At 38.9% G+C, this 13,964-nt stretch carries 18 protein-coding genes and 1 pseudogene; 17 read left to right on the plus strand and 2 right to left on the minus strand.

Going from position 1 to position 13,964, the window contains the following annotated elements:
• Window positions 1-14: 14 nt before the first annotated feature.
• Window positions 15-3,677 carry a DNA-directed RNA polymerase subunit beta' gene (gene rpoC, locus KTJ72_RS03210; RefSeq protein ID WP_041152920.1) on the plus strand — a complete coding sequence of 1,221 codons (3,663 nt, stop codon included), beginning with the start codon at window positions 15-17 and terminating at the stop codon, window positions 3,675-3,677.
• A gap of 38 nt (window positions 3,678-3,715) precedes the next feature.
• Here the strand turns inward: rpoC and KTJ72_RS07115 are convergent, their stop codons facing one another.
• The gene (locus KTJ72_RS07115) at window positions 3,716-3,955 is read right to left on the minus strand and encodes a hypothetical protein (RefSeq protein WP_225349261.1); all 240 of its coding nucleotides are present in this window, start codon (window positions 3,953-3,955) and stop codon (window positions 3,716-3,718) included.
• A gap of 168 nt (window positions 3,956-4,123) precedes the next feature.
• Window positions 4,124-4,375 (minus strand): annotated as a pseudogene (locus KTJ72_RS07190) (prepilin peptidase); the annotation flags it as partial.
• A gap of 172 nt (window positions 4,376-4,547) precedes the next feature.
• Here KTJ72_RS07190 and rpsL point away from each other — a divergent pair.
• The 16 genes from rpsL (at window position 4,548) to rplX (ending at window position 13,960) form a co-directional block, all read left to right on the plus strand.
• On the plus strand, window positions 4,548-4,961 hold the full coding sequence (rpsL, locus tag KTJ72_RS03220; protein ID WP_034531492.1) for a 30S ribosomal protein S12: 414 nt from the start codon (window positions 4,548-4,550) through the stop codon (window positions 4,959-4,961).
• Window positions 4,962-5,001: 40 nt separating this feature from the next.
• On the plus strand, window positions 5,002-5,472 hold the full coding sequence (gene rpsG / locus KTJ72_RS03225; RefSeq protein WP_034531493.1) for a 30S ribosomal protein S7: 471 nt from the start codon (window positions 5,002-5,004) through the stop codon (window positions 5,470-5,472).
• 108 nt (window positions 5,473-5,580) lie between these two features.
• Window positions 5,581-7,671: an elongation factor G gene (gene fusA / locus KTJ72_RS03230; protein WP_057198200.1), complete on the plus strand. Its 2,091-nt coding sequence runs from the start codon at window positions 5,581-5,583 to the stop codon at window positions 7,669-7,671.
• A gap of 462 nt (window positions 7,672-8,133) precedes the next feature.
• Window positions 8,134-8,442, plus strand: a complete 309-nt coding sequence (gene rpsJ, locus KTJ72_RS03235; protein WP_034531495.1) for a 30S ribosomal protein S10 — start codon at window positions 8,134-8,136, stop codon at window positions 8,440-8,442.
• Between the two features lie 34 nt (window positions 8,443-8,476).
• Window positions 8,477-9,112, plus strand: a complete 636-nt coding sequence (rplC, locus tag KTJ72_RS03240; protein WP_034531496.1) for a 50S ribosomal protein L3 — start codon at window positions 8,477-8,479, stop codon at window positions 9,110-9,112.
• A 17-nt stretch (window positions 9,113-9,129) separates the two neighbouring features.
• Complete coding sequence (rplD, locus tag KTJ72_RS03245; RefSeq protein ID WP_034531497.1) at window positions 9,130-9,753, plus strand: 50S ribosomal protein L4; 624 nt, start codon at window positions 9,130-9,132, stop codon at window positions 9,751-9,753.
• Window positions 9,753-10,040 carry a 50S ribosomal protein L23 gene (rplW, locus tag KTJ72_RS03250; RefSeq protein WP_034531498.1) on the plus strand — a complete coding sequence of 96 codons (288 nt, stop codon included), beginning with the start codon at window positions 9,753-9,755 and terminating at the stop codon, window positions 10,038-10,040. Before rplD ends, rplW begins: the two co-directional genes overlap by 1 nt.
• A gap of 25 nt (window positions 10,041-10,065) precedes the next feature.
• A complete protein-coding gene (rplB, locus tag KTJ72_RS03255) occupies window positions 10,066-10,905 on the plus strand; it encodes a 50S ribosomal protein L2 (RefSeq protein WP_034531499.1) in 840 nt (279 codons plus the stop codon).
• A 63-nt stretch (window positions 10,906-10,968) separates the two neighbouring features.
• Window positions 10,969-11,244, plus strand: coding sequence for a 30S ribosomal protein S19 (gene rpsS / locus KTJ72_RS03260; protein WP_034531502.1), 276 nt, complete (start codon window positions 10,969-10,971; stop codon window positions 11,242-11,244).
• A gap of 16 nt (window positions 11,245-11,260) precedes the next feature.
• Window positions 11,261-11,608: a 50S ribosomal protein L22 gene (gene rplV, locus KTJ72_RS03265; protein WP_034531503.1), complete on the plus strand. Its 348-nt coding sequence runs from the start codon at window positions 11,261-11,263 to the stop codon at window positions 11,606-11,608.
• 12 nt (window positions 11,609-11,620) lie between these two features.
• Window positions 11,621-12,292 carry a 30S ribosomal protein S3 gene (rpsC, locus tag KTJ72_RS03270; RefSeq protein ID WP_034531504.1) on the plus strand — a complete coding sequence of 224 codons (672 nt, stop codon included), beginning with the start codon at window positions 11,621-11,623 and terminating at the stop codon, window positions 12,290-12,292.
• 2 nt (window positions 12,293-12,294) lie between these two features.
• Window positions 12,295-12,729 carry a 50S ribosomal protein L16 gene (gene rplP / locus KTJ72_RS03275; RefSeq protein ID WP_034531505.1) on the plus strand — a complete coding sequence of 145 codons (435 nt, stop codon included), beginning with the start codon at window positions 12,295-12,297 and terminating at the stop codon, window positions 12,727-12,729.
• Window positions 12,719-12,913: a 50S ribosomal protein L29 gene (gene rpmC / locus KTJ72_RS03280; protein WP_034531506.1), complete on the plus strand. Its 195-nt coding sequence runs from the start codon at window positions 12,719-12,721 to the stop codon at window positions 12,911-12,913. Before rplP ends, rpmC begins: the two co-directional genes overlap by 11 nt.
• Before the next feature lie 24 nt (window positions 12,914-12,937).
• Window positions 12,938-13,198 carry a 30S ribosomal protein S17 gene (gene rpsQ, locus KTJ72_RS03285; protein ID WP_034531507.1) on the plus strand — a complete coding sequence of 87 codons (261 nt, stop codon included), beginning with the start codon at window positions 12,938-12,940 and terminating at the stop codon, window positions 13,196-13,198.
• 52 nt (window positions 13,199-13,250) lie between these two features.
• The gene (rplN, locus tag KTJ72_RS03290) at window positions 13,251-13,619 is read left to right on the plus strand and encodes a 50S ribosomal protein L14 (protein WP_034531509.1); all 369 of its coding nucleotides are present in this window, start codon (window positions 13,251-13,253) and stop codon (window positions 13,617-13,619) included.
• 32 nt (window positions 13,620-13,651) lie between these two features.
• Complete coding sequence (gene rplX, locus KTJ72_RS03295) at window positions 13,652-13,960, plus strand: 50S ribosomal protein L24 (RefSeq protein WP_034531511.1); 309 nt, start codon at window positions 13,652-13,654, stop codon at window positions 13,958-13,960.
• Window positions 13,961-13,964: the final 4 nt, after the last annotated feature.

Genomic DNA, 13,964 nt, shown 5'->3' on the forward strand with positions numbered 1-13,964 from the left:
AAGGGGACTATCCATTGGTCGATGTAAACAAATTTTCAAGCATGCAAATTGGATTAGCTTCTTCTGATAAAATTCGTAGTTGGTCATTTGGTGAAGTTAAAAAGCCAGAAACTATCAACTACAGAACTTTAAAACCAGAAAAAGATGGTCTATTCGACGAAAGAATTTTCGGTCCTACAAAGGATTGGGAATGTGCTTGTGGTAAATATAAACGTATTAGATACAAGGGTATCGTCTGTGATCGTTGTGGAGTAGAAGTTACACGTGCTAAAGTACGTCGTGAACGTATGGGTCACATTGAATTAGCTGCTCCAGTAACTCACATTTGGTACTTCAAAGGAATTCCAAGTCGTATGGGTCTTGTGTTAGACATGAGCCCACGTGCTTTGGAAGAAATTATCTACTTTGCTTCATACGTTGTTACAGATCCTGGTGATACTCCACTAGAAAACAAGCAACTAATCTCAGAACAAGATTACCGTGAAAAGAAACTTGAATACGGTAACCGTTTCGAAGCTAAGATTGGTGCTGAAGCAATTAGAACTTTATTGAACAATGTTGATATCAATAAAGAAGTTGCTGAACTAAAAGATGAACTAAAGAAGGCTACTGGTCAAAAGCGTGTTAGAGCGGTTAGACGTCTAGATATTCTAGAAGCCTTCCTACAATCAGGTAATGACTTGTCATGGATGGTAATGGAAGCAATTCCAGTTATTCCACCTGACTTAAGACCAATGGTACAACTAGAAGGTGGCCGTTTCGCCACTTCTGACTTAAATGACTTGTACCGTCGTGTTATTAACAGAAATAACCGTCTAAAGAGATTATTAGATCTACATGCTCCTGGTATCATCGTTCAAAACGAAAAACGTATGCTACAAGAAGCTGTTGATGCTTTAATCGATAACGGTCGTCGTGGTCGTCCTGTTGCCGGTCCTGGTAACCGTCCACTTAAGTCACTATCACACATGCTTAAAGGTAAGCAAGGTCGTTTCAGACAAAACTTACTTGGTAAGCGTGTTGACTACTCTGGTCGTTCTGTTATTGATGTTGGACCATTCTTGAAGTTCAACCAAATGGGACTTCCAGTTCCAATGGCCATGGAATTATTCAAGCCTTTCATTATGAAAGAACTTGTAAAACGTGGTAGTGCTTCAAACATTAAGTCTGCTAAACGTCAAATCGAACGTAAAGATGAAGAAGTATTCGATGTATTGGATGACGTAATTAAGGAACATCCAGTATTACTTAACCGTGCGCCTACATTGCATAGATTAGGTATTCAAGCATTCGAACCAGTATTGGTTTCAGGTAAATCAATGCGTCTTCACCCATTAGCTTGTGAAGCTTACAACGCCGATTTTGATGGTGACCAAATGGCCATCCACGTTCCTTTATCAGACGAAGCACAAGCTGAATCAAGACTATTGATGCTAGCTGCTACTCATATTCTTGCCCCTCGTGATGGAAACCCAATCGTTGCTCCTTCTCAAGATATGGTTATCGGTAACTACTACTTAACTATGGAAGAAGAAGGCCGTGAAGGTGAAGGTATGATCTTCAATACACCTGAAGAAGCTAAACTTTCATACCAAAGTGGTTTAACTCACTGGCACACTCGTGTTGGTATTGCCGCTTCATCAATGAGCGAAAAGCCATTCACTGACGAACAAAAGGACAAGATTTTGGTAACAACTATTGGTAAGATTATCTTCAACGGTATTCTTCCAAAGACATTCCAATACTTGAACGAACCAACTGATACTAACCTACATGGTCACTTATCTGACAGTTTCTTCCTAGAACCTGGTGAAGATATCCATGAACACTTGAAGAATGCACCTCTAAACGGTGCCTTCAAGAAAGGTTTCTTATCAGACATCATTGCTGAAGTTTACAAGCAATACAAGGTAACTGAAACTTCACAACTACTAGATAGAATGAAGGACTTAGGTTACAACGAATCAACTAAGTCAGGTTTAACTGTTGGTATCACTGATGTTACTGACCTTAAGTCAAAACCTCAAATTATTGCTGATTCACACAAAAAAGTTGAAAACGTTACAAAACAATTCCGTCGTGGTTTAATTACTGACCAAGAACGTTACGAAAGAGTTATCGGTATCTGGAGTGATGCTAAGGATGAAATTCAAAACGACTTGTTGAAGAACTTCGATCCTCAAAACCCTATCTTTATGATGAGTGACTCTGGTGCCCGTGGTAACATCTCTAACTTTACTCAATTAGCTGGTATGCGTGGTTTGATGGCCGCACCTAATGGTGAAATCATGGAACTACCTATCACTGCTAACTTCCGTGAAGGTCTATCAGTTCTTGAAATGTTCATTTCTACCCACGGTGCCCGTAAGGGTATGACTGATACTGCCTTGAAGACTGCCAACTCAGGTTACTTAACTCGTCGTCTAGTTGACGTGGCTCAAGACGTTATTATCAGAGAAGAAGATTGTAACACTGACCGTGGAGTTATCGTTGCTGCATTGAAGCAAGGTAATGAAATGATTGAACCTCTATACGACAGAATCATCGGTAGATATGCTATGAAGACAGTTAAGAACCCAGAAACTGGTGAAGTAATTGTTAAGCATAACCAAATGATTAACGAACCTGAAGCTGAAGCAATTGAAGCTGCTGGAATTGAAGAAGTTGAAATTCGTTCAGCATTCACTTGTAACACAGTTCACGGGGTTTGTGAAAAATGTTACGGTCGTAACTTAGCTACTGGTTCACCTGTAGAAGTTGGTGAAGCAGTTGGTACTGTTGCTGCTCAATCAATTGGTGAACCTGGTACTCAATTAACTATGCGTAACTTCCATACCGGTGGGGTTGCTGGTAACGCCGATATCACACAAGGTCTTCCTCGTGTTCAAGAAATCTTTGAAGCTAGAAACCCTAAAGGTAAAGCAGAAATTACTGAAGTTACAGGTACTGTATCTCTAATTGAAGAAAACCCTGCTGAAAGAGTGAAGGAAGTTACTGTTAAAGGTGACGCCGACACTAGAACTTACAAGGTTCCAATTAATGCTCGTATGAACGTGGCTGAAGGTGACTTCATCCGTCGTGGACAAGCTATTAATGAAGGTTCAATTGATCCTAAGGAACTTATCAAGGTTCGTGATTCACTATCAACTGAAGTATACTTGCTAAGTGAAGTTCAAAAGACTTACCGTATGCAAGGGGTAGAAGTTAGTGATAAGCATGCTGAAATCATGGTTCGTCAAATGCTACGTAAGGTAAGAATCATGGACTCAGGTGACACTGACGTTCTTCCAGGTACTTTAATGGATATTAATGACTTTAAGGAAGCTAATGCTGACGCAGTTATTTCTGGTAAGATTCCAGCAACTGCACGTCCAGTTATCTTAGGTATTACTAAGGCGGCCCTAGAAACTAACAGTTTCTTATCAGCTGCATCATTCCAAGAAACTACTCGTGTTCTAACAGATGCTGCTATCCGTGGAAAGAACGATCCATTAGTTGGTCTTAAGGAAAATGTTATTATTGGTAAGCTAATTCCAGCTGGTACTGGAATGAAGACTTACGGTGAAATCAACGCTAAAGTTGAAGAACAAGAATCACCAAAAGTTGATTCAAACGACGTTTACTCAATTAGCCAAATTGAAAAACGTATGAATGAAGAAGACGTAAATAACCAATAATTTACAACTTAAAAATAGCAATCGCTAAATAGCGGTTGCTATTTTTTTATACATAGAAACATCAAATAAGATAAATATATAAATGGAATAAACGGAATTTTACCACTGGCTTGTTTAATAAACGGATAGGCAACTAGTGCGAAGAGACTAGCAACAAAGATAATTAATAGAATGTGGTTACCGATTAATAGAAACAAAATCGCAAACAGATCGATATCTGCTTCACCGATAAAGTGATAGTTGTAGTTTAAAAGATAGAAGAAAAAATAAATCGGCATTAATATCAAAATTCTAGAGAAAGGGAGAGCAAAAATAAAAACAATTAATAGCAGTGAGTGTAGAATAATACTTGAAACCATTTGCTTGTGCATATCTTCTAGACTTAGGTAGAAAAGATAGATAATGATAAGCAATGGCAGCATACTTCTGGTTTCAATAAATATTAATGGAAAGATTGTGCCTAAGAACACTTCGTTTACAAACGAGAAACTCGAGTAGGTCTTATGACAGTACCTGCATCTACCATGATTGAGTAGATAAGAGAAGATAGGGATTAAATCAATCACCTCTAGTTGATGTTTGCAGACATCACAATGGGAGAATCCCAAGAGACTTTCTTGATGTTTTCGTCGATAGAATAGGGCAGTGAGAAATGATCCAAAGGAAGAACCTAGGATAAATAAAATGAATAAAAACATATTTAAAACCTCCAATATTATTTACGAAAGAATTCCTAAGTTTCATTGACACAAATTAGACGTCGTGATAATATTATTAAGTGCTTATTCATCCGGTGAACTTTTACATAAAAAAGAATCACCTGGATGTGTGGACTTAAAAATAAATTTTATTGGAAGGAGGAATTTTTAGATGCCTACTATTAACCAATTAGTACGTAAAGGTCGTCATTCTAGAAGTTCTAAATCAAAAGCCCCAGCTTTAAACCATGGGTACAACAGTTACAAGAAGAAGCAAACTAACAACCCTGCTCCTCAAAAACGTGGAGTAGCTACCCGTGTTGGTACTATGACTCCAAAGAAGCCTAACTCAGCTCTACGTAAGTACGCCCGTGTTAGACTTTCAAACTTGATTGAAGTTACTGCATACATTCCTGGTATTGGTCACAACCTTCAAGAACATAGTGTTGTTTTAATTCGTGGTGGTCGTGTTAAGGATTTACCTGGGGTACGTTACCACATCGTTCGTGGTGCTCTAGATACTGCCGGTGTTGCTGATCGTCGTCAAGGTCGTTCAAAATACGGTACTAAGAAGCCTAAAGACTAAAACATTTATTCCGCTATAAGAAAACAAGGAGGATTTTTAAATGCCAAGAAAAGGAAATGTTCAAAAACGTGAAGTTCTTCCTGATCCAATCTACAACTCAAAATTGGTTTCAAGCTTAATTAACCGTTTGATGTTAGATGGTAAGAGAGGAACTGCATCAGAAATTTTATATGGTGCATTTGATCTTATTAAGAAAGAAACTGGAAATGACCCAGTTGACGTATTCGAAGAAGCTATGAACAACGTTATGCCTGTACTAGAAGTTAAGGCTCGTCGTGTTGGTGGATCAAACTACCAAGTTCCTATCGAAGTACGTCCTGACCGTCGTGTTACTCTAGGTTTACGTTGGATCGTAAACTATGCACGTCTACGTGGTGAACACACAATGGTTGAACGCCTAGGTCGTGAACTTATGGATGCTGCTAACAACACAGGTGCTTCAGTTAAGAAACGTGAAGACACTCATAAGATGGCAGAAGCTAACCGTGCATTTGCTCACTACCGTTGGTAAAATAAACGTACAAACTTATTTGTACATTTAATTGAGTGGCTAATGTGTTATTATATTAGCCACTTTTTTACAAAAGAGATTTATTTTTGAGAGGAGAAACTTTTTATAATGGCTAACAAACGTGAATTCCCATTAGAAAAAACTCGTAATATCGGTATCACTGCTCATATTGATGCCGGTAAGACTACTGCTACTGAACGTATCTTGTACTACACTGGTAGAATCCACAAAATTGGTGAAACTCATGATGGTGCTTCACAAATGGACTGGATGGTACAAGAACAAGAACGTGGTATCACTATCACTTCAGCTGCTACTACTGCACGTTGGAAAGATACTCGTATCAACATCATCGATACTCCAGGACACGTGGACTTCACTGCCGAAGTTGAACGTTCACTACGTGTTCTAGATGGTTCAATTACTATCTTGGATGCTGCTGCTGGGGTTGAACCTCAAACAGAAACTGTTTGGCGTCAAGCTTCAGAATACGAAGTTCCTCGTATCGTATTCGCTAACAAGATGGATAAGCTAGGTGCTGACTTCGAAGCTTCTGTAGAATCTCTACACGAACGTTTAGATGCTAACGCACACGCTATCCAAATTCCTATCGGTAAGGAAGACACTTTCCAAGGTGTTATCGACCTAGTAGAAATGAAAGCATACATCTACGATCTAGATGAAAATGGTTCAAACTACGATATCGTTGATATTCCTGACGAATACAAAGAAAAAGCTGATGAAGCACGTGCTAACTTAATTGAATCACTTGCTGACATCAACGACGGAATCATGGAAAAATACCTTGAAGGTGAAGAAATTTCAGTTGATGAAATTAAAGCTGCCATTCGTCAAGGTACTCTTAACCTAGAATACTACCCAGTATTAGCTGGTTCAGCATTCAAGAACAAGGGTATCCAAATGTTAATGGACGCCGTATTGGACTTCTTACCATCACCACTTGATGTTCGTCCATACAAGGCTACTGATCCTGAATCAGGTGAAGATGTTGAACTTAAAGCTGATGACAACAAGCCATTTGCTGCCCTAGCATTTAAGGTTGCAACTGACCCATTCGTTGGTCGTTTAACTTTCATTCGTGTATACCAAGGTACTCTAGAATCAGGTTCATACGTTCTTAACGCAACTAAGGACAAACGTGAACGTGTTGGTCGTTTACTACAAATGCACTCAAATGATAGAACTGAAATCCCAGAAGTGTTCTCTGGTGATATCGCTGCCGCTATCGGTTTGAAGAACACCACTACTGGTGACTCACTAACTGATCAAAAGCACCCATTACACCTAGAATCAATGGTATTCCCAGATCCAGTTATTTCTGTGTCTGTTGAACCTAAGACTAAGGCTGACCAAGACAAGATGAACATTGCCCTACAAAAGCTATCAGAAGAAGATCCTACATTTAAGGCTGAAACTGATAACGAAACTGGTGAAACTATTATCGCCGGAATGGGTGAACTTCACTTGAACATCATCGTTGACCGTATGAAACGTGAATTCAAGGTTGAAGCTACTATTGGTCAACCACAAGTTGCCTACAGAGAAGCATTTACTAAGCCAACTAAGGCTCAAGGTAAATTCGTTCGTCAATCTGGTGGTAAAGGTCAATATGGTGACGTTTGGATTGAATTTACTCCAAATGAAACTGGTAAAGGTTTCGAATTCGAAAATGCTATCGTTGGTGGGGTTGTTCCTCGTGAATACATTCCTTCAGTTGAACAAGGTCTAAAAGAATCAATGGCAAACGGTGTTCTTGCTGGTTACCCATTGATTGACGTTAAGGCTAAGTTATATGATGGTAGTTACCATGATGTCGATTCATCAGAAGCTGCATTTAAGGTTGCTGCATCATTAGCATTAAGAAATGCTGCTAAGTCAGCTGGCCCAGTTATCCTAGAACCAATCATGAAAGTTGATATCGTGGTTCCAGAAGAATACATGGGTGATGTTATGGGACAAGTTACTGCACGTCGTGGTAACGTTGACGGTATGGAAGTTAGAAACAAAGCTCAACTAATCCATGCTATGGTTCCACTATCAGAAATGTTCGGTTACGCAACTACATTGCGTTCAGCATCTCAAGGTAGAGGTACTTTCTCAATGACATTCGATCACTACTCACCAGTTCCAGCCGCAGTTCAAGAAGAAATTATTGAAAAGAACGGTGGAAACAAGTAATTAGTGTTTCTAAATTAAGAAGTGTTGATTAATTTCAACGCTTCTTTTTTTGTACATAAAAAATCATTCATAAAAATAGGGGAATTTTAACCATTAATATGTATAAAGAAGAAAAATTTTATAATTTATTGGTGTTTTTATATTTATTTAAATGATTTAGTTTTATGATCGAACAAATATAATATGGAAGAAAAAATAAAAAATTTCAAATTTTTTTGAAAAAAGTTGGAATAAAAAATTTAAAAATAATTTCAATAAAATGAGTGAAAACCCTTGAAACACCGCAGAAAATCTAGTATTATATACAAGTACCTGTTCGAGGGGTTAGTATGCTCTCAAGCAGATATGAGAAAAGCGTTGATGTGGGAGGTTGCGACACACCCGGCCACTTTGTCATGAAGGGTGCGCCGGTAATTTCCACGGAGTTAGTCGTATTTAAAATACAGACGAGGAGGGAAAATAATGGCAAAGCAAAAGATTCGTATCCGTTTAAAGGCATATGAACATCGTACTTTAGATCAATCAGCTGAAAAGATTGTGGCTACTGCGCAAAGAACTGGTGCTAGTGTTTCTGGTCCAATTCCATTGCCAACAGATAGAACTGTTTATACTGTTCTAGCTTCACCACATAAGTTTAAGAAGTCACGTGAACAATTTGAAATGTTGACTCACAAACGTCTTATCGACATCTTAAACCCAACACCAAAAACAGTTGATTCACTAATGAAGCTTGATTTACCAAGCGGTGTTGATATCGAAATTAAACTATAATTAATCAAAATTACAATATATCGGAGGTGTACTCATGACCAGAAAAGGAATCTTAGGTAGAAAAGTCGGAATGACTCAAGTTTTCACTGAAAACGGTGAATTAGTACCAGTTACTGTTGTAGATGTAACTCCAAACGTTGTTCTACAAACTAAATCAACTGAAACTGATGGATACAACGCTATCCAACTTGGTTACGAAGACAAACGTGATGTTTTAAGTAACAAACCAGAAAAAGGTCATGTAGCAAAAGCAAATACAAATCCTAAGCGCTTCATTAAAGAAATCAGAGATGTTGAGCTTAGCGATTACAATGTAGCAGACGAAATCAAGGCAGACATTTTTGAAGCCGGTGACATCGTAGATGTAACAGGTATCACAAAGGGTCATGGTTACCAAGGTAACATTCATAAGGATGGTCAAGCTAGAGGTCCTGAAACTCACGGTTCTAGATACCACCGTCGTCCTGGTTCACTTGGTGTAATTATCAACCGTGTTACTAAGGGTATGAAATTACCAGGTAGAATGGGTAACAAACAAGTTACTATTCAAAATCTTGAAGTAGTTAAGGCTGACGTTGACAACAACGTAATCCTAATTAAGGGTAACGTTCCTGGTGCCAACAAGTCATTCCTAACTGTTAAATCTGCAGCTCGCGGATCACAAAAATAAGAAAGGAGGAACCATAAATGACAAGCGTAGCATTATACAAACAAGATGGTAGCAAGAACGGAAACGTTGAATTAAACGATGAAATCTTTGCTATCGAACAAAACGACAGTGTTGTATTTGACGTTGTTTTGATGCAAAGAGCATCAATGCGCCAAGGTACACACGCTGTAAAGAACAGAAGCGCTGTTAGAGGTGGTGGTAAGAAGCCATGGCGTCAAAAGGGTACTGGACGTGCTCGTCAAGGTTCAATCCGTTCACCACAATGGCGTGGGGGTGGAATTGTCTTCGGACCAACTCCTCGTTCATACAGCTACCACTTACCAAAGAAGGTTAGCCGTCTAGCTATCAAGTCTGTTCTATCAGAAAAGGTTGCTAACGACAACTTCGTAGTTGTTGACTCATTAAGCTTCGATGCTCCTAAGACTAAAGACTTCTCAGAAGCACTAAACAAGCTAAATGCTTCAACTAAGACATTAGTAGTCTTGGAAGAAGACAACAAGAACGCTGTATTATCAGCTCGTAACCTAAAGAACGTTGAAATTGTTTCAGCTAAAGGTTTAAACACATTGAGCGTTGTAAACAGTGACAAGATTGTCATCACAAAGGCTGCTCTTTCTCAAGTAGAGGAGGTGCTCGCATAATGGAATCACGTGATATTATCCTACGTCCCGTTATTACAGAACAATCAACTGCTATGATGGACGAAAAGAAATACACTTTTGATGTTGACTTACGAGCAACTAAAACACAAGTGAAGAACGCAATTCAAGACATCTTTGATGTTAAAGTTGCAAATGTAAATATTATGAATCTTAAAGGTAAGCTAAAGCGCCAAGGTCGTTTCTCTGGTTACACTAAGAAACGTCGTAAAGCGATCGTTACTTTATCAAACGATTCAAAAGAAATTAACTTATTTAGCAATAAATAAAATATCAATTTAGGAGGAAAACACCGTGGCTATTAAAAAATACAAGGCAACCAGTAATGGTCGTCGTAACATGACTAGCATTGACTACAGTGTTTTGACTACTTCAAAACCTGAAAAGTCATTATTGGCTCCTAAGTCACACACTGCTGGTCGTAACAACTATGGTCATATGACTGTTCGTCACCGTGGTGGTGGTAACAAGAATCAATACCGTATTATTGATTTCAAGCGTAACCATGACGACGTTGATGGTATCGTTAAGACTATCGAATACGATCCAAACCGTACTGCTAACATTGCGTTAGTTGTTTACACTGACGGTATCAAGTCATACATTCTAGCACCTAAGGGTCTAAAAGTTGGCGACAAGGTTCAATCAGGACCAAACGCTGATATCAAACCAGGTAATGCATTAGCATTGAAGGATATCCCTGTAGGTACAGTTATTCACAATATCGAATTAAAACCAGGTAAGGGTGGACAATTAGTTCGTTCTGCTGGTACTTCAGCTCAACTATTGGGTAAGGAAGGAAAATACGTACTAGTTCGTCTAGCATCAGGTGAAGTTCGTATGATTCTTTCAGTTAACCGTGCAACTATTGGTAGCATTGGTAACGAAGAACACTCATTAGTTAACATTGGTAAAGCTGGTCGTAACCGTTACAAGGGCCAACGTCCACACGTTCGTGGTTCTGTAATGAACCCTAACGATCACCCTCATGGTGGTGGTGAAGGTAAAGCTCCAGTTGGTTACCCATCACCATTATCACCATGGCACAAGAAGACTGTTGGTAAGAAGACTCGTAGTAAGAAGGCTCGTTCCAACAAGTTCATCGTTCGCCGTCGTAAGGGATCAAAGATGTAATAAACTAAGTTATACCTTCGGGTATACACTTCCCTATACTGATTTTGAAGAGGAGGTTTCATAATGTCTCGTAGTTTAAAAAAGGGACCTTTTGCCGATAAGCATCTTTTAAAGAAAATCGATGCTCAAAAAGACCAAGACAAGAAAGACGTAATCAAGACATGGTCACGTCGTTCAACAATCTTCCCTAGTTTCATTGGCTACACTATCGCTGTTTATGATGGAAGAAAGAACGTTCCAGTTTATATTCAAGAAGATATGGTAGGTCACAAACTAGGTGAATTCGTACCAACTCGTACTTTCCATGGACATGGAAACGACGATAAGAAAACTGTTTAAGCAAGGAGGATAACAAATGGCTGAACAAGTTACATCAGCAAAAGCTACTGCTAGAACTGTTCGCATTGCCGCACGTAAGGTCCGCCTTGTAGTTGATCTTATTAGAGGTAAAAGCGTTTCAGAAGCAGCTGCAATCTTGAAGTTCACTCCAAGAGGAGCTTCACCAGTTGTTTCAAAAGTTTTAATGTCAGCTGTAGCAAATGCAGAAAATAATTTTGATTTAGATCGTGAAGACTTGGTAGTAAGCGAAGTTTTTGTTAACGAAGGACCAACTTTAAAACGTTTCCGTCCAAGAGCAAAAGGTTCTGCTTCTCCAATCAACAAACGTACTAGTCATATCACAGTTGTAGTATCAGAAAAATAGGAGGGATTAGCCGTGGGTCAAAAAGTAAATCCTACTGGATTACGTGTCGGAGTTATTCGCGATTGGGACGCAAAATGGTACGCTGAAAAAGCTGATTTTGCTAACGATTTAAACGAAGACCTAAAAATCCGTGAATACATTAGTAAGAGACTCGCTGACGCTTCCGTATCAAGAGTTGTTATCGAACGTGCTGCAAAGCGTGTTAACGTTTCAATTCACACTGCTAAACCAGGTATGGTTATCGGTAAAGGCGGATCAGAAGTCGAAAATCTTCGTAAAGAATTAAACAATTTAACAGGTAAGAGAGTTCACATCAACATCATCGAAATCAAGAAACCTGATTTAGATGCAAAACTTGTTGGTGAAAACATTGCTCGTCAATTGGAAGGCCGTGTAGCATTCCGTCGTGCAATGCGTCAATCAATGCAACGCTCTCGTCGTGCCGGTGCTAAGGGTATCAAAACTCAAGTTGCTGGTCGTCTAAATGGTGCAGATATGTCACGTGTGGAAGCATACGCTGAAGGAACTGTTCCATTGCATACACTAAGAGCAGACATCGATTACGCTTGGGAAGAAGCTCACACTACTTACGGATCAATTGGTGTAAAAACTTGGATCTACCGTGGTGAAGTTTTACCACAAGCAGTTAACGATGCTCAAGAAAACGATAAAGGAGGGAAATAAACATGCTAGTACCAAAACGTGTTAAGTTCCGTCGTGAACACCGTGGTAAGTTACGTGGTCATTCAAAGGGTGGAAACACTGTTTCATTCGGTGAATTTGGTTTACAATCAATCGATTCACATTGGATCACTAACCGTCAAATCGAAGCTTGTCGTATTGCTATGACAAGACATATGAAGCGTGGTGGGAAAGTTTGGATTAAGATTTTCCCTCACAAGTCATACACTGAAAAAGGTGTAGGGGTTCGTATGGGTAATGGTAAAGGTTCTCCAGCAGGATGGGTTGCTCCAGTTAAACGTGGAAAAGTCCTATTCGAAGTTGGTGGAGTTTCTGAAGAAGTTGCTCTAGAAGCTTTACGTTTAGCTTCAGCTAAACTTCCTGTTCGAACAAAGATTATTAAACGTGAGGAAGTAGGTGGCGAATCAAATGAAGGCTAAAGAAATTAATGAACTAACCACTGCTCAAATGCATGAAAAAGAACAAAGCTACAAAGAAGAACTATTCAACCTTCGTTTTCAATTAGCTACTGGTCAATTGGAAAACACTGCAAGATTGAAGCAAGTTCGTAAGAACATTGCACGTATCAAAACTGCTTTGCGTCAACAAGAACTAAACAAATAGAATACGATAGGAGGTCAATGTAATATGGAACGTAATATGCGTAAGGTCTACAGAGGCCGTGTTGTTTCAGACAAGATGGACAAAACCATCACTGTTGTTGTTGAAACTTACAAAACACATCCTACTTACGGAAAACGTGTTAAGTACTCAAAGAAGTACAAGGCTCATGATGAAAACAATGAAGCTAAAATGGGCGATGTTGTAGAAATTATGGAAACACGTAAGCTATCAGCTACTAAGAATTTCCGTCTAGTTAATATCGTTGAAAAAGCTGTTATTATCTAACATAAGAATTTTATCGTATTCTGAGTAAATACCGGAAGGAGGGTATTAGCTAATGATTCAACAAGAAAGTCGTTTGAAAGTTGCTGATAACTCAGGTGCTCGTGAACTTTTAACTATTAAAGTTTTAGGTGGATCAAGCAGAAGATATGCAGGTATCGGTGATATCATTGTTGCTACTGTTAAACAAGCAACACCAGGTGGCGTTGTCAAAAAGGGTGACGTTGTTAAGGCTGTAATCGTAAGAACTAAGTCAGTATCACGTCGTGCAGATGGTTCATACATCCGTTTCGATGAAAATGCTGCCGTACTTGTTCAAGATGATAAAAGTCCAAAGGGAACTCGTATTTTCGGACCAGTTGCACGTGAACTACGTGACAACGAATTCATGAAGATCGTTTCTCTAGCCCCTGAAGTACTTTAATTAATCAATGTCAACCAAGGAGGTGCCAAGAAATGTTTATTAAAACCGGTGACAAAGTTCGCGTTATTAGTGGTAAGGATAAAGGTAAAGAAGGTACTGTTACCAAGACTATCGCTTCAAAAGATCGCGTAATCGTTGAAGGCATTAACATTGTTAAGAAACATCAAAAAGCTTCACAAGCTAACCCACAAGGTGGCATTAATGAAGTTGAAGCTCCTATTCATGTTTCAAACGTTATGTTAATTGACCCATCAACTAACGAACCAACTAAGGTTGGATTCAAAATTGAAAATGGTAAGAAAGTTCGTATTTCTAAAAAATCAAACAAATCAATCGATTAAAATT

The sequence above is a fragment of the Apilactobacillus waqarii genome (genome assembly GCF_019061205.1).
GTDB classification, from domain to species: domain Bacteria; phylum Bacillota; class Bacilli; order Lactobacillales; family Lactobacillaceae; genus Apilactobacillus; species Apilactobacillus waqarii.

Coding starts and splice junctions, on each gene's coding strand:
- rplV (WP_034531503.1), top strand. CDS start 11,261: ATGGCTGAACAAGTTACATCAGCAAAAGCTACTGCTAGAACTGTTCGC.
- rplD (WP_034531497.1), top strand. CDS start 9,130: ATGACAAGCGTAGCATTATACAAACAAGATGGTAGCAAGAACGGAAAC.
- rpsJ (WP_034531495.1), top strand. CDS start 8,134: ATGGCAAAGCAAAAGATTCGTATCCGTTTAAAGGCATATGAACATCGT.
- rpsQ (WP_034531507.1), top strand. CDS start 12,938: ATGGAACGTAATATGCGTAAGGTCTACAGAGGCCGTGTTGTTTCAGAC.
- rplW (WP_034531498.1), top strand. CDS start 9,753: ATGGAATCACGTGATATTATCCTACGTCCCGTTATTACAGAACAATCA.
- rpsG (WP_034531493.1), top strand. CDS start 5,002: ATGCCAAGAAAAGGAAATGTTCAAAAACGTGAAGTTCTTCCTGATCCA.
- fusA (WP_057198200.1), top strand. CDS start 5,581: ATGGCTAACAAACGTGAATTCCCATTAGAAAAAACTCGTAATATCGGT.
- rpsL (WP_034531492.1), top strand. CDS start 4,548: ATGCCTACTATTAACCAATTAGTACGTAAAGGTCGTCATTCTAGAAGT.
- rpsS (WP_034531502.1), top strand. CDS start 10,969: ATGTCTCGTAGTTTAAAAAAGGGACCTTTTGCCGATAAGCATCTTTTA.
- rplC (WP_034531496.1), top strand. CDS start 8,477: ATGACCAGAAAAGGAATCTTAGGTAGAAAAGTCGGAATGACTCAAGTT.
- rplP (WP_034531505.1), top strand. CDS start 12,295: ATGCTAGTACCAAAACGTGTTAAGTTCCGTCGTGAACACCGTGGTAAG.
- rplN (WP_034531509.1), top strand. CDS start 13,251: ATGATTCAACAAGAAAGTCGTTTGAAAGTTGCTGATAACTCAGGTGCT.
- rpmC (WP_034531506.1), top strand. CDS start 12,719: ATGAAGGCTAAAGAAATTAATGAACTAACCACTGCTCAAATGCATGAA.
- KTJ72_RS07115 (WP_225349261.1), bottom strand. CDS start 3,955: ATGCCGATTTATTTTTTCTTCTATCTTTTAAACTACAACTATCACTTT.
- rplX (WP_034531511.1), top strand. CDS start 13,652: ATGTTTATTAAAACCGGTGACAAAGTTCGCGTTATTAGTGGTAAGGAT.